The following is an 18474-nucleotide window of genomic DNA, read 5'->3' as shown; positions in this document are numbered from 1 at the left end:
TAGTCCGTTTGTCGATAAGGTGACTAGCCCTAACTTATACCTCAACGAATGTATCAAAAGAGAAAAACGGTCTCCATCAATGGTTTAGCCGTCCGAACAACAACAGAGTCCCCAGAAGTTCAACAGGTTGATCTCACTCGAAGCGGGACAACCGCAGAAAGTCGATCGGATGCTCCGTCCGTCCTTCACTTCCCAGATCAGCGAGAATTTCCCCTAAGACGGAAGTAAACTTGAACCCGTGACCTGAAAAGCCGGCACCTAGATAGATTCCAGTAATATCGGGGTGTTCGTCGACCAGAAAATGATGATCGGGCGATAATGTATACATACAAACGGCTTGCCGCTCCGACTGAGGCTTGAGCTGCGGCATGAAGCTCTCAATGAATTGAGCCACTCGATCACCATCGCCAGCCAACTTCGTACGAATTAACTCGTCAGGATTTGCGATGTCGAGTCCTCCGCCATGCTCTGCCAGTTTCAGCTTTTGGCCATCGAGCGACGGAAAACCATAAAACTCACCCAGAGCTGTTTCCATGAAGAAACAGCTCCCTCCCTGAGACAGATTGTAGCAATCCGATTGAACCTTGTTCCAACAGAGCACGACACGACGCACCTGCAATGGAACGTTGAGTGAATTCAACAATTCACTCGTCCAGGCCCCCGCAGTGACGATGAGCTTGTGTGCGATGAATTCTTCGAATTCGGTGGTAATGACGAACTGATCACCTTCTTTACGCCAGTTTATAACTTCAATATTGAAACGGAGATCAGCTCCCGCTTTTTGTGCTTCATCAAGATGTGTCCGCACTGTCTCTTCGACATGAAGAAAACCCGCGACCGGTTCGAAGACAACATCGAATCCATTGGGGATGCGAAACCCGGGAAAGCGATCTTCCCAATCGGCCGCACGCACAGACTCCAATGGAATTTGATGTAAATGCTGAGCCAATCGTGCCCCTTGTATCGTTTCTCCTTCCGGTGGACCGGCAAGAAGCAATCCACATTGCTGCAGCAATTGTTTTCCTGACGTCTCCTCCAGCTCCTTGAACAACTCATACGCCCTGAGAATCAACGGGACGTAATTGGGATGTTCAAAATAGGCCTGCCGGATAATGCGAGTTTCACCATGAGAACTACCCAAATCATGAGCTGGAGTAAACTGTTCCAACCCGAGTACATTCACTCCACGCCGCGCAAGATGATAAGCGGCGGCACTTCCGACGCCACCTAGTCCGATTACAGCACAGTCGAATATCGGACGTGGCATAGAGCCTTCTCCGTAGCAGTGATGGACATGATAAAAAAGGGACCCGTTGCGATACTCACAACGGGTCCCTTTTATAAACAATTCTCTTTTATAAACAATCCAGTGCGGCAGCTCTACTTCACCGCGTGTACCTGCATCATGTTCTGACCAGGTTCGGTCCAAGCGGTTGATCCCAAGACGATCACGCGGTCACCCGATTTCAGCAGGTTGTGATCGGTACTCCAATCGAGAACATACTGCAGGAGTCGCTCGGGCGTTTTGCCGACAACTTGTGTGTAAAGGGGAATGACGCCCCAGTAGAGGCACATCTTTTGAGCAGTGTGATAGTTGTCTGTTAATGCCACGATCGGCACTTGGCTTCGCTGTTTAGAAAGAGCCATCGCAGTACGACCAGAGTGGGTTGCCACCGCGATCATTTCCACGTTGAGTTTTTCCGCTGCCATAAAGGCGCCTAAAGTAACGGCTTCCGTGATCAAGGTCGCTTTTGAAGAGGACGGATGAGAAACTTCGTCCGCAGCATGAGCTTTAATAAACTGCTCCGCTTCGTGGCAGATACGGCTCATTGTAGAAACCGCTTTGCGTGGGTTCTGGCCGATCGCACTTTCACCGGAAAGCATGACAGCGTCAGTTCCATCAAGAACCGCATTCGCCACGTCGCTCGCTTCAGCTCGAGTTGGCAATTCGCTGGTGTGCATGCTGTCCAGCATTTGTGTGGCAGTAATCACGGGAATACGTCGTTGGTTACAGCGGCGAATAATGTCTTTTTGCAACAGTGGTACAATGGCGATATCAGCTTCGACACCCAAGTCACCACGAGCCACCATCACGGCGTCGGTTCGATCGAGAATGCCATCAAGATCATCAATCGCTTCGGTTTTTTCAATTTTGGCGACGATGGAAGGGCGATACTCTGGATTGTGATCCTCAATCGCCTGCTTCAGCATGTCGATGTCGTTTGCCTCGCGAACAAAGCTGAGACCGATGAAATCAAGGCGGTTATTCAAAGCCCAAGTCAGGTCTTCCCGGTCTTTATCGGTCAGACAAGGTGTACTGAGTTTCGCTCCCGGTAAGTTAATTCCCTGTCGACTGCGAATACATCCTGCCTGCTCTACGATGCAGACAACTTTGTCCTGACCTTCAGGTTTCTCAACGACACGCATATGAACCGTGCCGTCGGCCAGAATTACAGGATCGCCTGGTTGCAGGTCGTCAATCAATGATTCGTAAGTACAAGTCAGTCGTGTGGGATCGTTGGGGTCCGGATTACGGATGAATTCAAAACGCCCGCCCGCCTGACAACAGAAACCTTCTTCAGGTAATACGCCGAGACGAATTTTAGGACCGCTCAAATCGCCGAGAACAGCAATCGGACGTCCCAATTCCTTGGATACTTTGCGGATGTTTTTCAGAATACCCTCAAGCCATTCGTGGGTACCATGTGCGAAGTTGAGACGAAACAGGTCCGCTCCTGCCTGAACCAATTCCCGAATCTGTTCGACAGACTCCGAGGCCGGACCTACCGTCGCAATAATTTTCGTTTTGGCGAGTACCGATTCCAGATATTCTTTTCGTTCATGCACAACAGAACCTGGATTAGTGCTGGCAGAATTGTCGACGGAAGCTTCCATCTTTGTGATTCCAATAATTGTTAGAGTGGGGAGATTTTCTGAGCGCAACACGAAAGTGGCAAACGTAGGACGGTAATCGCAAAATCCCTGCCAGGAGACGACTCGTTTTGCGCTTAAACTAATAAGTCAGAGGCGAACGTCATCTTTCTGAACAGCGGTTTCGGCGTAACGGTAAAAAAGTCAAACCGAAGTATTTTATCCAGACATCTTTAACGTGGTGAAAACCAGAGCGAAGTTGGCGCGTATTCCGTAGGGCTCGTGATCTCGATTATCACAAGGATAGCTTGTAATTCGAATGAAAGTCGGAAAGACCCCGAAATTGTGACATTCGGGACTTTCCGCAACTCAACACTGTAAGTTGTTAATTATGAGCAACTTACAGACTGAACTTGTCTTAATCAAAGTATTCCGGGTTGGTTTTCTTTAGCTCGCTGGCAGAAGCAACCACTGGGATTTTCCCTTTGATCGTCGCCACATCCGGTCGTTCACAGCTGCGATCATCGCAGGCCTGATAATTGACAACCAATTGAAGTTCATCAACTGAACCCGCGGCGGAAGACGGAACATTTAAAATTCCGGAAATTCTGATTTTTCCATCATAAACGTTCGCTTTACCGACGCCTTCAATGGAGATTACGTGATGTTTGGGATATTTGACGTCCGTCAATTTGATCCCTTGCGCCGACTTGATCGAAAAGGTGGTGGGAATCAGAAGGTCAGGCTCTGCGGGATTCGCGTTGATATGCCAGCCTTTTTCAACCTGAACTTCCATGATCACTCGGCATTTGCCACCGGCGGGTAGCTTGTTGTATTCCAGGAAGACTTGAGGTTTGATTCTTTTGCTGGCTTTTTCAGCGGCATTCAAGCCCTCCGTATTCGTCATCAGCTGAGTCGTCAGTAAGAGGGTAACAGCAAGCAGAGTAGCGGTCCGAAACATGCATTCATCCTTTAGTTCTGGCCGTAGCAAAGCGAAGAGGGACTCCATCCCGATGCGGCTTCACTGCGACTTTCCATAGTTGCTTCAACAGAAGACGGTGAGGGACTGACGGATTATTCAATACAGGTTCTCCAGTAAAGAACAATTCGTATTCTCATCAAAGTTTCAATGCTCCGACCAGCCAGGGAGCAGTTTGCTCGAATCCACAGACACAACGGTCCAATGGAAACAACACATAATCAGTTAACCCACTAGAAGAGATTCTAATTCATCTCCAACTGAGGGTCCAGTCCGGCATCGGACCAGTGAACAAAACCACCCATCCTGCCCCGTAAGTTAGCTACGCAGGGGTTGAGGTGCTTTCGAGAATCTGGCGGATGACTTCTTTAGCCTTATCCCGCTGGCCTTCGCGCACGAAACCGCGGCAGACAACCCGATGCGCCAGCACGGGGATAGCCAACTGTTTAATATCATCGGGAATAACGTAATCTCGCCCTTCCATGAAGGCCAGACTTTGCGCAGCCCGATAAAAGGTTAACGCAGCCCGTGTGCTGACGCCCATTCGTAATTGCTCATGATTTCGTGTCGCCTCAACGATGTCGAGCAAATAGTCATAGATCGAATCATCGACTTGAACCTCGCGAACCTGCCTCTGCATTTCCAGCAGGGAATCGGTGCTAATTGATTGCAGATCAGCATCGAGCAAGCTACCTGCCCGATGAGATTTCAGTACATTTTTCTCGACTTCCCGTTGGGGATACCCGATCTCGGTGCAGATAATGAAACGGTCCAATTGATTTTCGGGAAGAGGATAAGTTCCTTCCGACTCAAACGGGTTCTGAGTCGCGATCACAAAGAACGGTTTTTCTAATTTGTAAGTAACCCCTTCGGCGCTAACCTGATGTTCTTCCATTGCTTCGAGCAGGGCACTTTGTGTTCGCGGAGTGGTCCGATTAATTTCATCCGCCAACAGCACATTGGTAAAGATCGGTCCTTTGCGGAACTCGAATTCTGATGTATTGGAGAGGAACACGCTCGACCCCAGAATGTCACTGGGCAGCATATCGGGCGTAAACTGCAATCGCTTGAAATCGCAGTCGAAGATTTTCGCAACCCCTTTCGCCAACGAGGTTTTGCCTACCCCAGGTACATCCTCCAGTAAAACATGCCCTTCAGAGAGCATCGCAATCAAAACCAGCCGAATTGGTTCGGGTTTCCCTAAGAGAATTTTCCCTAACTCGGCCTCAAGTGACTCCAACATACTTTGAATCGTGGTAGACACGGTGCAGACTTTCTAATCCAGAATTGGAAGCAGAAACATGTTTTATAGACGTGAGGAGGGGGTTGTTGTCAGTAATTCATACGTTGAATGGAGGTAAAACGCCTGAAAGTCCTGATTTTTAAACAAACCGAAGCGGCGAAATCGATTAATCAGAAGAGATGTCCGCAAGTTCGTACGTTCATGAGAACTTTCTCGCCACGAGATTTCAACCGATCCATCCCCCTTTCTTACTTTAAACACCTCCTCCGAAAAATCGGGAAATTTACATATCGGCAAAATCGTTTTTGAGTGTTTCCCCTGGGCTATACAGATTCTCTACACAACCAGAATTCGATCAGACGATATAAGACCGGGGACAGTGCATGTAGACTCCATGATCTTCCATTTGCTCAGCCTGAATGCTTAACACACTAAGCTCTCCTTGTTCCTTCAAATACAACCGTTTATTTGCAGACTCCCACCTTTCTATTTCCAAGGTTTCCGAACACGGATTCCAGATAAAATAGTCAAGAGTTTCGTTTTATGTTCCAGACGACCAGCGAGAGAAAACCCGGTCTAGCGTGCCACACTGGTGCGTGGCGGGTACTTCTCGGACTAACTTTCCTGGTCAACCTTATTGGAATAAACTCGCAAAGCTGGGCTGATGAACCCTTCGATTCCGCTTTTGAAGGGACCGCTTTCGTTTCAAATGACATCGGGATCTGGTCGCAACCATCAGATTTGGCATCGGCTCTCGCTTCGGGATTGGAACCACAAAATGTTCCTCCAGCTTCAAGACCGATTTCGCTAATAGACAATGTCAGCACGGTTTACTTCGATCCTACTGATCAGCGACCTCCCGTCGGTGCTTATACGACTGTAGAAGAGCTCTTTGGAAACGGAAACGACGATCCACTTGTTGAATCTTTAAGCGTAGCCACTGCTTCTGACCGTTATACGCCAATGACGGGATTTGAAGCCCCCGGATATCATTCCCTGGCCTCCGCCCCCCCCACAGCGGCTGAGTATGTTTTTACAGAGAGTGCGTATTCGCAATCAGAAAGTTCAGCAGACAACTACCTGCATGACCCGGATCAAGTCTTCACACAACCCTATTCCAGTCCCTGCGGTTCCCATCACTGCCTCTCCTTCAAAGAAGACGCTCACGACTTCATTCCAATGCTGTGGGATGACGCAAAAGCCGTTGTAAACCGGGATAACCTGATCGTGCTTGGTATTGCCCTTGGTGGGGCGATCGCAATTCGTCAGGACGTCGACGGAGAAGTACGAGAAAATACAGCGCGACATCCCAAACGCTGGGGACGAGGCTCCGAATTCCTCGGAAAACTAGGAGAACCTCAGGTTCAAATTCCGATAATGTTTGGGATCTACGGATGGAGTCTCTATCAGGAAGATGCGGAACTTCATGACTTCAGTAAAGCTCTTATTAGTGCCTATACCGTCACAAGCCTGACCACTTTGGCCGTGAAGGGGGTAGCCAATACGGACCGCCCCAGTAACGACTGGAATGATGGCCAATATGGCTTCCCGAGCTACCACACCGCCAGCAGCTTTGCGATGGCCTCCGTGGTGGAAGAATACTATGGCTGGAAAGCAGGAGCTCCCGCTTACGCCGTTGCCGGATTGATCGGGTGGAGCCGTCTTGACGAACGCGACCACGATCTCTCCGATGTCCTCTTCGGCGCTGCACTCGGATGTGTCATCGGTAAAACCATTGCAGCGCGGCATCTTGACCAGTACGAAAACGTGACTTACTACCCCTACATCGATCCGGTGCAAGGTAGCTCAGGAATCATGTTCGATACACGGTTCTAGATCCTGTCCAGAATAAGTGTGGCGGCTCAAAGCCTTTAAAACAGCAGGCTGCTCCGCCAGAATACGCTACGTTTATCTGGAATGGGTTATAGAACTAAGATCAGTTCTCCGTGACGGATTAAGTACGGCAGTTCTTCAAGACACCGTGATATTGCGCCATCAAAACCGGCTACGATTTAATGCAATGCACTGGTTAATGTTAATGGAATGCTCTTGAGAACCTTGAATCAGCTACATGGGGACGGTTTGTAAAGTCTATTCAAGTCACCGAAGAGGATTGAAGCAATCTTGGGTAAGTCGATTGGCAAAGAGAGCGATCGTCTGGTTTTAAGTCAGTATAAAAAAAACAGCCTGCCTTCATTTCTGAAAGCAGGCTGCGTTTATGATTATTCCTCCGCCACCAAGGTGACGGTTAAGAATGACTATTCAGCACTTTCGGCTGGTTTCTCTTCTTCTGAAGTTTCAGCTTCGGCAGTTTCAACTTCGGGTTCAGCTTCCGCTTCTGGCTCAGCAGCTTCTACTTCAGGTTCTGCTTTAGCTTCATCCGATTCGGATTCAGTGGCTTCAGCTTCTGGTTCTGCTTCCGTAGCAGTCTCGCCTTCTGTTTCGGCTTCAGACGCCCCCATTGAGAAGAGCGGTCCAGCGGAACTACCTGTTCCCCCTTTAAGCGATTCAGGACGTTTACGGTCGCCCCCTTCGCCGCCAGCAGATTCGCTTTCTCCAGATTCCTCAGAGAGATCGGCATCAAGCTTACGACTGAGGCCGATTTTCCGCTCGTCTTCATCAACACGCAGAACGCGGACTTCGATCTCTTCGCCCACTTTGACGACGTCTTCGGGCTTTTCGATTTTCTCATCGGCAAGCTCAGAAACGTGCAGCAGACCTTCGAGTTCCGGCTCAAGCTGAACAAAGACACCAAAGTTGGTGATCTTGGTAACCTGACCGGTAACGATGGTTCCGACGTTGTATTTCGTCGGGATTTCGTTGGCCCAGGGGTCGTCGTCCAGTTGTTTCAGACCAAGAGCGATACGTCGTCGTTCTTCATCAACAGACAGGACCAGACACTCGATTTCGTCTCCCTTTTTCAGCATTTCGCTGGCGTGAGAGATTTTGCGAGTCCAGGACATGTCGCTAACGTGTAGCAGGCCGTCCACACCTTCTTCAAGTTCGATGAAGGCACCATAGTTGGTGAGGTTGCGGACGGTTCCTTTGACGCGGCCCCCTTCGGGGTATTTGGCAGTAACATCGTCCCAGGGGTTCGGCTGGGTCTGTTTCATACCCAGTGAAATTTCCTGTTTGTCTTCGTTGATACCGAGAACCACCACTTGAACTTTGTCACCAATGTTGACGAGTTCGTTAGGATGATTAATACGTTTGGTCCAGGACATCTCGCTGATGTGAACCAAACCTTCGATACCATCTTCGAGTTTGACGAAAGCACCGTAAGTCATCACGTTGACAACTTCGCCTTCGACCTTGCCACCCACCGGATACTTCTCGGTGATGTTTTCCCAAGGGCTCGGAGTTTTCTGTTTCAGGCCAAGAGCGATCTTTTCTTTCTCGCGGTCGATGTTGAGGATCATCACTTCGATCTCTTCATCAATTTCAACCATGCGGGAAGGATGATCAATACGACCCCAGCTCATGTCTGTAATGTGCAGCAGACCGTCGATACCGCCCAGGTCGACGAACGCACCGAAGTCGGCGATGTTCTTGACGACACCTTTGCGGATCTGACCATCTTCGAGTTCGGCCAGGATGTCTGATTTGAGACGTTCTCGTTTGTCTTCGATAAGCTTACGTCGAGAGACAACAATATTGCGACGGTTTTCATCGATTTTCAAGATCACACATTCGATCTCTTCACCAATGAAGTCAGCAATATCGGACGGACGGCGAATGTCGACCTGACTGGCCGGCAGAAAGACGTTCACGCCGATATTGATAAGCAAACCACCTTTGATTTTGCGAACCACTGTACCGCGGACGATGTCGCCTTCGGCATGAGTCGCGATGATTTTTTCCCATTCGCGGATACGGTCTGCTTTGCGTTTTGAGAGCAGAATGAATCCGAGGTGGTCTTCAATTTCGTCAAGCAGGACCTGGACTTTTTGTCCGGGCTCCGGAGCATCTTCGTCTTCGTTCCATTCATCACGGAAGACAACACCTTCGCTCTTGTATCCAATGTCTACGAGGACTTCTTCGCCATCGACACGAATGATGGTACCTTCGATGATTTGATTTACATCGACGTTGGAAGCAAGCTCGTTGTAGAGCTCGTCCATGGCAGATTCGCCCTCAGCGATTTCGTTCATGAGGGTGTCATCGCCAAGGATGCGTTGAATCTCTTCATCCTCGACAGCAAAGTCTCGTAGCAGCGACCGATCAACCATTCTAAAAAATTCCAGTCTGTCAATTAATGACAACCTGATGGAATACTCAGGAGAACTTCCAGCAAAAAGAGGACTGGCTCAACAGGTACGGCATTTTGGCTCACGTAGCCTGGAGCGTTCTTCCCAAACTTCTACTCAACTGCTTGCAACAAGGCTGCCAGAAACGTTCACCGAGGACCAATCAAAGCTGGCTTACAACGGGAAGGGACAGGAGCTCGAAAAGAGGTGAAGCGGAGTAGAATCAGGTGTTAAGGGTTCAGGACCAGTTACCTGTGCGAAACAGATCGCAGCTAAACGGCACCAGTCGAAGGGCGAAATATAGCAGAAACAGCAATTCTACTGCCAGCGATAGACCTTCAAAAACAGCCTGAATCTCGATTTTAACCCGTAATTAACAGGGATTTTGGCCTAATTGTGGTCCCCACGCAAGTGTTTCCGTGCCCGAGAGACCATCAGGTAAAAACCACTTCCGAAAAGACCAACAACCATACCTAGAAATCCTCCCGCCAGAGAGCACATCAGAATGTCTATTTTCTCGCCAATAATCGCCCCAATAGCGCATCCCAGAAATACACAGACGACAATGACCTTCGCCTGAAATACATTATCACTTTTCCGGACATTCACGCCCGTAATTGTGTCTGAAACGATGTTCTAAGCTTCTCGAGTAGCATGATCTCTCCTGCCAGGCTTCAACTCCTGTTCTGGGGAACCTTCCGGTGATACATGATCTATCGATGATTCATCATCCAAGGGGTTGCCATCCGACAAACGATCATTCATTTCGCTCGAGTTCACGAATTACCCCCAGTACCAGACGGTAATAACGCCATCCTTATGATCCTCAGAATGTGAAATCGAGATAACATTACCCTCTCCCTGCTGGGTCGCGAAATCAGCGGCCTGCTGAAAGAGCGACTCCCACGTCGTCATTTTCCCCCGGAAATACTTGAAATAGACACTTTTTCCGGTGTGAATAGCGGTGATTTGTTCGCCGCAATTGGGGCATTCCATCGATCATATCCTGTGTACAAAGTCGGACCTGCAAAAAATTCAACAGAGGCTACTTTAGCAACAAGAAGTGATCAGACCAATTAAAAAAGGGACTCCGGAGAGTCCCTTTTTTGAATTCAATTGTGGTAGTGTCGCTTAAGACCACGACTACGCCTTCAAGCGGCATCTTTATAGGCGGTAAGCCGATTGCGAACCCCTTCAAAGGGCAACCAATCGGGAACGTCCAGTAGTTGATATCGCAACAGGTAGGCGTCTTCATCCGTATCGGGGTAATGGCCCCGCAATACGTTAACAGCCTTGAATCCCTGTGACTGATAAAATAATTGGGCCGACAGATTTGTTTCTCGAACTGTCAGATCAATTTCACTGCGACGCTGTTGAGACAACTTGTCGATCAGTTTTTGAATCATCTGAATGCCGATCCCATGTCGACGATATGGCTCGGCAACAGCAAAGTTAAGCACCCGAAGGCTGACTTTGTGTAGCTCGTAGATCATAAACCCAATGATTTCTTCATTGAGTTCTACAACCATGCCGATGCAGTGGCGTTGACGAAGGGAGCAGAGAAAGTCTTCCTCGGTCCAAGATTGTTCAAAGCTCGTTTGCTCGATGTCGAGAACTTGAGGCATGTCTCGACGAATGAGCCAACGAATCTGGACGTCTAAATGCTCAGAAATATTGTCCGCACGCACTTTTGGCCTCCTTGCCAACCAGAAACGGAGAGTCTGGAATTTACGTATCAGAATATCTGCAACGAGTGAGATGACGCTCGTTTATTTGACCTGTTTATTTTTACGGAAGTTACTCGTCACTTACTAGTTAAGGAGAACAAATTCCGCGTGAAATTACAGGAAGAAATGAGTGAGAGAATTCTGAAAAATTGAAGTGTTGAGAATAAGTTTCTATTTCAACCGAAACTCGATTCTAGCAAACACTCCCGATTCTACAAATATGAAAATACTCTTCATATGAGAAATCGTCAAATCCGTTAAAGTCGCTCCAGATTAAACGGTCGCTTTTTCGCATGTCGCGGAAATGAGTTAAAAAACTTCGTCTCTTCCGGCAGAATCTACCTATAGAACAAATCCCTGAACGAAGACCTACTTGGTTCTGCTACCAGTTTTACTAGCCTGCGAACCCCTGTTTGGAAAGGGATTCGCATCAGCCAGCAATAGCAGAGTTCCCGTTTGGGGGATTTAGCCAAGCATCGGAACGAGCAAAAACCAGGAGCCAATCACTCCCAGCGCGGCCGCTAATCCCACACGGAGATTGTCCGTCAGTTTGGTATCAATCGATTCGGCAATAGCTGCCAGTACAGTTGCCGTTACTGCACAAATTAGGGAGTTAGACAAAGAAACAGAGGGATTATCCGCAACCTGATAAAACAGGTAAGTCGCCATAGGGGCTGCTACTACGATGAATGAGAAAAAGCCCGCCCACGATTTATCTGGATTCCAGGGAAGCTTTTTACGGCCCCATCTTTTGCCACCAATAAACGCGCTCCCGTCCCCGAAGGCGAGAATAACGACAATCACGCAGGCGAATTCAATTTTACCCGGGAATAACCACAGGCTTCCGACAACAATGATCGGGTAGCTAAGCGTCGTCAGCAGGAAGTCGGATTCATTATTGCGACGGACCACGCGCTGTAGCACGATAAAGAGCAACGTCAGAACCACTGCGATCACCGTAACGAAGACCAAAGAGTGCCGCTGCAGTGGATCCTCATGAGGAAGCGTCGTCAGCCAGAAGGGTAGCAAGCCGGGCAGCATGTGCAGCGACTTCCGCCAGAACTCGCTGTTCTGCCGTTCGGGAACGATTTTATCTGTAGGTTCGACCTCGTTGATGGCCTTGTCCTTTAATTGCGTCACGGTTGTTCCGATCTCAGAAGAAGACGACATTGATGTCGCCCCAAAAAACGCCTACCCTGCGCAATAAACCTAGCCCTCCATCTGCCAGATCTTCGCCGGAGCGTCACTGATATTGGAGGGAAACGCAGAATTCTCTATTCTGAGTCTAGAATCCGGCTCGAAACAACCCGTGGTCAGACCGGCAAAATTGAGCTCTCCTCAGGAAACGAAGGCGTTTTGTGCCCTATTTAAGGATTATGACGTTTAATCAGCTCGAAAGCGAGTGGCAACAGCACGGCCTGACCGACCTGGAGGAACTCCTTTCTCCAGCGGAATCCGCTGAACTTGCCCCCTTGCGGGCCGAACATCGCCGCACAACCTGGTTAGCGGGACGGAAGCTCCTTCGTCTGCTCCTCCTGAAAGAGCGAAATATCGACCCAGCAGCCATTTCGATTCAGACCCGAAATGCTTCAGGGCAGGGGATACGTCCACAAATTTCTCAGGACGGAAATATTCTCCCCGGATGCTTCAGCCTTTCCCACAGCGATCATCATATCGCCGCCGCCTGGACTGAAAACACCGGTGAGACCGTAGGCATCGACCTGATTACTCCTGGCAACATTACTCCCAGGCAATTTGACTGGGCTATGAACGACTCCGAAAAACAGCTCGTTCAAAGTCAGACAAACCCACAAAAAGCCGCCAGCGAAATCTGGGCCTTCAAAGAAGCGACCTATAAAGCGGCGAACCAGAATATTGAGGGATTCAATCCACAGCAGATAACCGTTCAGCAGGATGAAACCGGAAGCTGGTCGGCAATTTACTGTGACGAAGACCTCCGCCAGTGGGGCGAATGGACCCTGCAGAATGTCGACGACGATCTACTGGCAATGGTTACTTTGAACCGCTGATGATAAATCGCTGCGTTTGAAACGCCGGAGATTATATTCCGTTCAGGAATCGCCACGATGAACGAGAACCCACAACCGCGGGGCTTCCGGATTTTCGACAGTGAAACTTTCGACTTCGAATTCTTCCTCGCCCAACTCACCGCACCATTCTTCAACAGCGGCGGCTTCTTTGTCGCCCCCTTCGTGTCCGGGATAGAGCAGCACCGTGATGAGCCCACCGGGTGCCAATAGTTGCCGCGATTGCTCCAGGGCGAGCAAAGTCGTCTCTGTTTTAGTGATGCAGGACTTATCCCCCCCCGGCAAATATCCCAGATTGAACATGATCACATTCACCATGCCGTGAAATTCTGGGGGGACATATTCAAACATCTCTGCGTGCGAGGCACAGACCAAAGTCACCTGAGCCAGGTCGGCATTCATCAACCGCAGGGCGGTCTGGTCGATCGCCGTTTGCTGGATGTCAAAAGCAAAGACGCGCCCTTCAGGACCAACCTGTTCCGCCAGAAATTGCGTATCGACTCCATTTCCGGCGGTCGCATCAATCACGACATCGCCAGGCAGCATCGATTTTCGAATGATTTCATGAGCTTGTTCTGTTAACCGCATCAGCAATCCGTTTTCTTCAAACTCTTATTCAATCTTGTCGCGAAGTTCACTTCAGGATCCATACCTGTTCCGAACTCCAGATGATCCACCAGTTGTTGGACAAGCCAGGGAGCCATCAAAGCTCCCTTGGACCCCAACCCATTCAAAATCGCCAATCGAGGTTCGTCGGGAAACGAGCCTGCTACGGGCTTCTGATCTTCCAAGCCGGGACGAACGGCAGCCTGTTGATCAATAACCATAAATGGCAACTTCAAGAAGGACTGCAACCGGCGAACTATTTCGTCCCGTCCCGCCTCAGTCACCTCCTGATCTAGGTTCTGCCATTCATATGTCGAACCTACCCGATATCGATCTTCACCCAGGGGTACTAACCAGACTCCTGAATTCACGACCCGCTCTTCCTGCAAACCCGGAATGTGTAAAGTGAGGATTTCGCCCTTGGCTGGCTTCCATGGTAAATTGTTTACCCCCTCTGTTTCAATTCCCTTTACTCCCTGACAGCAAACAATCCGGCCGAATGTGGAGTCCAGCTTCGCTACATAGACTTTATCCGCCGAAGAAAGGTCGAAGTCCTGCTCCATATCAAGACTCAACTCCCGGTACCTCTCCTGTTTCAGGAAGAAGTCCCGAGTCGCTTCCAGAAAGGGAACTGTCTGCAACTGGCCCGCCAGCGGCATCTCGAAACCACCCCAGGGGGCATTCAATTTATCGGAATCGATTTCCAGTCGGCTTGAGGAAGGACTGACATACGATTTTAACTCTTCTCGCTTTTTTGCAAACAGGTTTTGTTCCCGTTCACTTTGAAAGAGCCGCAACATCGTGAATTCGCGACAGCAGCCCCGGCCTGTTACCTTCTCGATTTCCCGATAGAACGGAAGAGCGACATTGCGGAACTCCAGAAATCGCCAACTGGGAACCAGCCGTTGGCCTGTCACCGGCGTCATCAGCCCCGCCGCCACCTTGGACGTAGTCACAAATGGGCATGGATCGGCCAACAGGAACGATTTCCCGCGACGCCATAACTCCCACGCCAGGCAGCTCCCGGCGATTCCCTGGCCGACGATCAGATAATCAAATTCCGACGCTGACATGAAGTGATTCTATCCTTGAAGCCGTTCCCGCTCACCATTGGCCTATTCGTGTTGCAACTGAATCGACAGACTGTCGGTTGCGTTTGTCCCGCTCAAAGCGGATGATAACAAGATACGGCAGTTTTAATCTGCCCGTATTGAACACTTCTATCAATCTACTCCTGAATTCTCTGATCTTCATGAACCCAGCAGCCAGCACGTCGCAATCGGTCGAGCTCAATTCGGATTCGACGCTGACCGAGACCGCCTACTACCAGATTCTTCACAAGATTATCAGCGGTGAACTTCCTGCTGGTACGGAATTGAAGAGTACGCGATTAGCGCGGGAACTGGATCTCAGCCGGACCCCCATTCTGCAGGCCCTCAGCCGGTTGCTACACGATGGTATCGTCATTCAGGAAAAAAACCACCGGGCGACCGTCGTTCCTGGCGCGGAACGTTGGTTGATGGACATTCACGAGCTTCGCATTCTGCTCGAACCCCCGGCAACGGAAAAAGCGGCCCACCGACTGACCGAAGCCCAACTGGCCGAATTACGAAACCTGGCCGACGCAGCCGACCCGACGAAGACAGAAAACTGGAAAGACTCCGCCAACCGGTTCGACTACCAACTCCACATCACCATCGCCGAAGCATGCGGTAACCTGCCTCTGCAGGAATCGATCCGTAAATGCATGAGCTTCAAGCTGCTCACCTATTCTTATTCCAGTGACGCCCCCGACATTCTGAAACGGGAATACCACGAGCACCTGGAAATCCTCTCCGCCCTCGAACAGAAACTCGCCGACACCGCCGGTGCCGCCATGAAGTTCCACCTGCTCAGCTCAACGCGTTATTTGAAAACGAACACACGCTATATTTAAGAGGTGTTTGCAAGGCTTTTCTCAGCGTGCTAACGAAGAATTCACTGAGTTTTTACTGGATTACTACGAAAGGTATTGAGATACTCCCAGAAGAATTCAGGCATTTCATCTTTCTGGATGCCGTACTTATCTCGATGGTAAATCGTTATGTCCCAATGATAACCATTCTCCGTGAACATTAATGTCCCCGAACTCACTTGTTGACTCAGCTTTTGCCGCCAATACGCTTTGTGGTTATTAAAGTTTATTTCTTCAGTTCCTGCTGGCTGTGCTACACGATCATTAGAAATCACAGGCCTTGATTCAATGACTATTGATGAATTTTGTTTTGAGTAATTTTTCGACACTCTTAAATCCATCATTCGTACCGTATCTGAAGATTCAGTAATGGAAACTTCCCAACCGGGCGGTGATATCATCGAAAAACCATCTGAATGAGTTACTCGATTAGCTTCATCAGGGAGAGTTGTTGGAACAACTTCTCCTGTTCCGATCTCGCTCTGATTTACTCTATTTATCCCTGTTAAACCGATCCAAAGGATCGTTCCAGACAACAGGACTGTTGCACTGCATCCAAGTATTCTTTTTTTGCGACGTGTCATCTTGAGAGACTGTCTTAACCGAAGTAGTTTTGAGATTTCAAATCCATGTGTACTGTAATGGTAGCATCTGACAATAGGCCTTCTTCGTCATATGTCAGTCATTAACATCCTTCGTTTCGCCAAACGTGACTAAGCTCAGGCTTTCATTTAATTGCTGTCATTGTCATTCACGCAGCCTGGATATGAAAGTCCGGCATAGAGAATTGAAATGGTTTCTTCCACGTCGTTCAATTCTTCCCACTGTCTGTCTGCGAATTCCTGCAATACTTGTGCGACCACTTTCCTCTGTTGTGGTGATAGAGACATAATTCGACTACAGAATACCACTGTATAATGATGACATGCACCCAGGACTTGTATGACATGGTCAGTGTCTCTCGAAAAGAGACTCTGCCACACTCTCGAAAGAAAAGGCCTGGCGGTCAATCGATCGATCTCACATTGGAGAGCAGGATCCATGTTTGCCTTGGGAGACAAATGGAAAGTGATCATCGAAGCGACATCCAGGTTCAACTCAAATGAATCATCAAGACTGGCAATGAGTAAGGCAGGCAAATAGTAATGAAACCCATCCTGTGACAGATCTGGCAGAGGAGTATCACATTGCAGAAACTCCGCAACCGGCATTTCTTGCCATGAACATCCCTTGAAGAGAAGCCAGGTATCATTCCAGTCCGAGGCATCGGATCCAAAAGTCTTAATGAGATCATCACCCGGATACGCTACATCCTTAAATGCTTCTGTGATAAGTGGTTTCCATTGATTCATGGCAACATCATCTTCGAAATACATTGTAAGAGAAGAAATGAAGAAGAGTCTGACTTGAGAATCACAATAGGCTATCTACATGAAACCAGCCAAAATACCTTAAAGTGCTGAATCGGTTGCTCGACATTTCATTTCCTGGACTCTCTATTACAATAGTCCTTCTGATCGCTATACCTTAACGGTTTCGAAACTAATCCCAAGTGACTATGTGAATGGCCTTAGCATGCGATTTAGATATATCTCAAAGAGTGGTGGTACTGAACATCTACTGATGAGAAAGATTTCAAGGGGCACATTTATGATGGGGAGTCCTGAAAACGAAGTAGGCCGAGACAATGATATTGAGGGATATTTCAGCTGCGAATTGTCTTTTGACTTTTTCATGGGACTATATCCAGTATCGAGAAAGGAGTACTACGCTCTCTCTGGGAAATCGATACCTTCCGACTTCCACACAAGTTTTGGCGCGTTATCCAGCAAGATACTTGATCATCCTGTAACTGGGGTAACTTGGTATGATGCCATGAAATTCTGCGATAATTTGAATGAGAGATACTCTAATCAACTACCTGAAGGATATGCATTTTCGTTACCCACAGAAGCAATGTGGGAGTATAGCTGTCGTGCTGGCACCTCTTCCCGTTATTTCTGTGGTGATTCAAATCAGTGTTTAGATGACGTCGCATGGCACAAAAACAACAGTTTTGGAAGCATCCATCCTGTCGGTGAGAAGAAACGAAATTTGTATGGTCTCTATGATGTTCATGGAAATGTGGCAGAATGGTGCGTCGATGGATTTGATGATTATCCTATAAAACCACAAAAGGATTGGTGCGGTATATCGAATGACAGTCTACATATGATCCGGGGGGGCGGATATCATACTGAACCCAAATATGGAGGTCTAAGGTCTGCAGCAAGATGTGAGTTAAGTTCGAAGGACCGATTTGATTTTCTTGGTTTTCGATTGGCCATTATGCCAAACGAGTTTTTGAACTGCTCATCCAACGGTTCTTCCTGACGAACCTTTATTTGTTGCTCGGATAAACTCATCTGCATGTTAGCAGTCTGCATAATTAAAGTACTCCATTACCTCTTATAATGCTGACGACAGTTATTTACCGTGTTTATTCACATGACGACGGTAATCTTCAAACCTCTCCCTAGCAGCCCGTTGAATTTCTCCCTACGCGCCAGAATCTTCAATTGATATCTTCTCTCCCATCGAATTCAATCGCAATGGTTAACGGAGCCATACGGATTCGTTGCCCGTTCACAACGTTCCTCCACCGAATTCCAACCCTTTCCAGCACCCATGAGAATCACCGGCACGATCGACTGCCAACGAAGCCGAAGTTGGGGTTTTCAACGGGCTGCTAAGTCTCTTCTACGTTGAATATGCTTAAACGGTTTTGCACCTGCCTCTAAGAAAGGACTTTTGAGAACT

General features: G+C 48.7%; 16 protein-coding genes. 4 read left to right on the top strand and 12 right to left on the bottom strand.

Features of this window, described 5'->3' with window-relative positions; all coding sequences use genetic code 11:
• Positions 1 to 133 precede the first annotated feature (133 nt).
• The 4 genes from solA to Pla110_RS10055 form a co-directional block, all read right to left on the bottom strand.
• A complete protein-coding gene (solA, locus tag Pla110_RS10070; RefSeq protein WP_144995650.1) occupies positions 134 to 1267 on the bottom strand; it encodes an N-methyl-L-tryptophan oxidase in 1134 nt (377 codons plus the stop codon).
• A gap of 113 nt (positions 1268 to 1380) precedes the next feature.
• Positions 1381 to 2895 (bottom strand): pyruvate kinase, encoded by a 1515-nt coding sequence (pyk, locus tag Pla110_RS10065; protein ID WP_144995649.1) that lies wholly within the window; start codon positions 2893 to 2895, stop codon positions 1381 to 1383.
• A gap of 394 nt (positions 2896 to 3289) precedes the next feature.
• A complete protein-coding gene (locus Pla110_RS10060; RefSeq protein WP_197440636.1) occupies positions 3290 to 3832 on the bottom strand; it encodes a protein-disulfide reductase DsbD domain-containing protein in 543 nt (180 codons plus the stop codon).
• Positions 3833 to 4172: 340 nt separating this feature from the next.
• Positions 4173 to 5093 carry an AAA family ATPase gene (locus Pla110_RS10055; RefSeq protein WP_144999663.1) on the bottom strand — a complete coding sequence of 307 codons (921 nt, stop codon included), beginning with the start codon at positions 5091 to 5093 and terminating at the stop codon, positions 4173 to 4175.
• A 543-nt stretch (positions 5094 to 5636) separates the two neighbouring features.
• On the opposite strand from Pla110_RS10055, the gene Pla110_RS10050 reads away from it, so the two are divergent.
• The gene (locus tag Pla110_RS10050) at positions 5637 to 6929 is read left to right on the top strand and encodes a phosphatase PAP2 family protein (protein ID WP_144995647.1); all 1293 of its coding nucleotides are present in this window, start codon (positions 5637 to 5639) and stop codon (positions 6927 to 6929) included.
• 422 nt (positions 6930 to 7351) lie between these two features.
• Here Pla110_RS10050 and rpsA read toward each other — a convergent pair whose 3' ends face one another.
• The 4 genes from rpsA to Pla110_RS10030 all read right to left on the bottom strand — a co-directional run bounded on the left by rpsA (position 7352) and on the right by Pla110_RS10030 (position 12237).
• Positions 7352 to 9322, bottom strand: a complete 1971-nt coding sequence (gene rpsA, locus Pla110_RS10045; protein WP_144995646.1) for a 30S ribosomal protein S1 — start codon at positions 9320 to 9322, stop codon at positions 7352 to 7354.
• Between the two features lie 801 nt (positions 9323 to 10123).
• Positions 10124 to 10336, bottom strand: a complete 213-nt coding sequence (locus Pla110_RS10040) for a hypothetical protein (protein ID WP_144995645.1) — start codon at positions 10334 to 10336, stop codon at positions 10124 to 10126.
• A gap of 155 nt (positions 10337 to 10491) precedes the next feature.
• Positions 10492 to 10965: a ribosomal protein S18-alanine N-acetyltransferase gene (gene rimI / locus Pla110_RS10035; RefSeq protein ID WP_144999662.1), complete on the bottom strand. Its 474-nt coding sequence runs from the start codon at positions 10963 to 10965 to the stop codon at positions 10492 to 10494.
• A 567-nt stretch (positions 10966 to 11532) separates the two neighbouring features.
• The gene (locus tag Pla110_RS10030) at positions 11533 to 12237 is read right to left on the bottom strand and encodes a diacylglycerol/polyprenol kinase family protein (protein WP_144995644.1); all 705 of its coding nucleotides are present in this window, start codon (positions 12235 to 12237) and stop codon (positions 11533 to 11535) included.
• Positions 12238 to 12443: 206 nt separating this feature from the next.
• Here Pla110_RS10030 and Pla110_RS10025 point away from each other — a divergent pair, with 206 nt between their 5' ends.
• On the top strand, positions 12444 to 13097 hold the full coding sequence (locus Pla110_RS10025; RefSeq protein WP_144995643.1) for a 4'-phosphopantetheinyl transferase family protein: 654 nt from the start codon (positions 12444 to 12446) through the stop codon (positions 13095 to 13097).
• A gap of 42 nt (positions 13098 to 13139) precedes the next feature.
• On the opposite strand, the gene Pla110_RS10020 is transcribed toward Pla110_RS10025, so the two are convergent.
• Both Pla110_RS10020 and Pla110_RS10015 read right to left on the bottom strand, forming a co-directional pair.
• Entirely contained in the window at positions 13140 to 13703 is a 564-nt protein-coding gene (locus Pla110_RS10020; protein WP_144995642.1) for a tRNA (mnm(5)s(2)U34)-methyltransferase, read from the bottom strand.
• Entirely contained in the window at positions 13703 to 14794 is a 1092-nt protein-coding gene (locus tag Pla110_RS10015) for an NAD(P)/FAD-dependent oxidoreductase (RefSeq protein WP_144995641.1), read from the bottom strand. Before Pla110_RS10015 ends, Pla110_RS10020 begins: the two co-directional genes overlap by 1 nt.
• 179 nt (positions 14795 to 14973) lie before the next feature.
• On the opposite strand from Pla110_RS10015, the gene Pla110_RS10010 reads away from it, so the two are divergent.
• Positions 14974 to 15657, top strand: a complete 684-nt coding sequence (locus Pla110_RS10010; protein WP_197440635.1) for a GntR family transcriptional regulator — start codon at positions 14974 to 14976, stop codon at positions 15655 to 15657.
• 41 nt (positions 15658 to 15698) lie between these two features.
• Here Pla110_RS10010 and Pla110_RS10005 read toward each other — a convergent pair whose 3' ends face one another.
• Together Pla110_RS10005 and Pla110_RS10000 are read right to left on the bottom strand one after the other, a co-directional pair.
• The gene (locus Pla110_RS10005) at positions 15699 to 16259 is read right to left on the bottom strand and encodes a hypothetical protein (protein ID WP_144995639.1); all 561 of its coding nucleotides are present in this window, start codon (positions 16257 to 16259) and stop codon (positions 15699 to 15701) included.
• A 147-nt stretch (positions 16260 to 16406) separates the two neighbouring features.
• On the bottom strand, positions 16407 to 17027 hold the full coding sequence (locus tag Pla110_RS10000; protein WP_144995638.1) for a DUF6714 family protein: 621 nt from the start codon (positions 17025 to 17027) through the stop codon (positions 16407 to 16409).
• Between the two features lie 223 nt (positions 17028 to 17250).
• On the opposite strand from Pla110_RS10000, the gene Pla110_RS09995 reads away from it, so the two are divergent.
• Complete coding sequence (locus Pla110_RS09995; protein WP_144995637.1) at positions 17251 to 18048, top strand: formylglycine-generating enzyme family protein; 798 nt, start codon at positions 17251 to 17253, stop codon at positions 18046 to 18048.
• Positions 18049 to 18474: the final 426 nt, after the last annotated feature.

It is taken from the genome of Polystyrenella longa (genome assembly GCF_007750395.1).
Classification (GTDB): Bacteria; Planctomycetota; Planctomycetia; order Planctomycetales; family Planctomycetaceae; genus Polystyrenella; species Polystyrenella longa.
This window is presented reverse-complemented; position numbering and strand designations above follow the sequence as displayed.

Coding starts and splice junctions, on each gene's coding strand:
- Pla110_RS10055 (WP_144999663.1), bottom strand. CDS start 5,093: ATGTTGGAGTCACTTGAGGCCGAGTTAGGGAAAATTCTCTTAGGGAAA.
- solA (WP_144995650.1), bottom strand. CDS start 1,267: ATGCCACGTCCGATATTCGACTGTGCTGTAATCGGACTAGGTGGCGTC.
- Pla110_RS10030 (WP_144995644.1), bottom strand. CDS start 12,237: ATGTCGTCTTCTTCTGAGATCGGAACAACCGTGACGCAATTAAAGGAC.
- rimI (WP_144999662.1), bottom strand. CDS start 10,965: ATGCCTCAAGTTCTCGACATCGAGCAAACGAGCTTTGAACAATCTTGG.
- Pla110_RS10060 (WP_197440636.1), bottom strand. CDS start 3,832: ATGTTTCGGACCGCTACTCTGCTTGCTGTTACCCTCTTACTGACGACT.
- Pla110_RS10040 (WP_144995645.1), bottom strand. CDS start 10,336: ATGGAATGCCCCAATTGCGGCGAACAAATCACCGCTATTCACACCGGA.
- Pla110_RS10005 (WP_144995639.1), bottom strand. CDS start 16,259: ATGACACGTCGCAAAAAAAGAATACTTGGATGCAGTGCAACAGTCCTG.
- Pla110_RS09995 (WP_144995637.1), top strand. CDS start 17,251: ATGCGATTTAGATATATCTCAAAGAGTGGTGGTACTGAACATCTACTG.
- Pla110_RS10025 (WP_144995643.1), top strand. CDS start 12,444: ATGACGTTTAATCAGCTCGAAAGCGAGTGGCAACAGCACGGCCTGACC.
- Pla110_RS10015 (WP_144995641.1), bottom strand. CDS start 14,794: ATGTCAGCGTCGGAATTTGATTATCTGATCGTCGGCCAGGGAATCGCC.
- Pla110_RS10050 (WP_144995647.1), top strand. CDS start 5,637: ATGTTCCAGACGACCAGCGAGAGAAAACCCGGTCTAGCGTGCCACACT.
- Pla110_RS10020 (WP_144995642.1), bottom strand. CDS start 13,703: ATGCGGTTAACAGAACAAGCTCATGAAATCATTCGAAAATCGATGCTG.
- Pla110_RS10010 (WP_197440635.1), top strand. CDS start 14,974: ATGAACCCAGCAGCCAGCACGTCGCAATCGGTCGAGCTCAATTCGGAT.
- rpsA (WP_144995646.1), bottom strand. CDS start 9,322: ATGGTTGATCGGTCGCTGCTACGAGACTTTGCTGTCGAGGATGAAGAG.
- pyk (WP_144995649.1), bottom strand. CDS start 2,895: ATGGAAGCTTCCGTCGACAATTCTGCCAGCACTAATCCAGGTTCTGTT.
- Pla110_RS10000 (WP_144995638.1), bottom strand. CDS start 17,027: ATGAATCAATGGAAACCACTTATCACAGAAGCATTTAAGGATGTAGCG.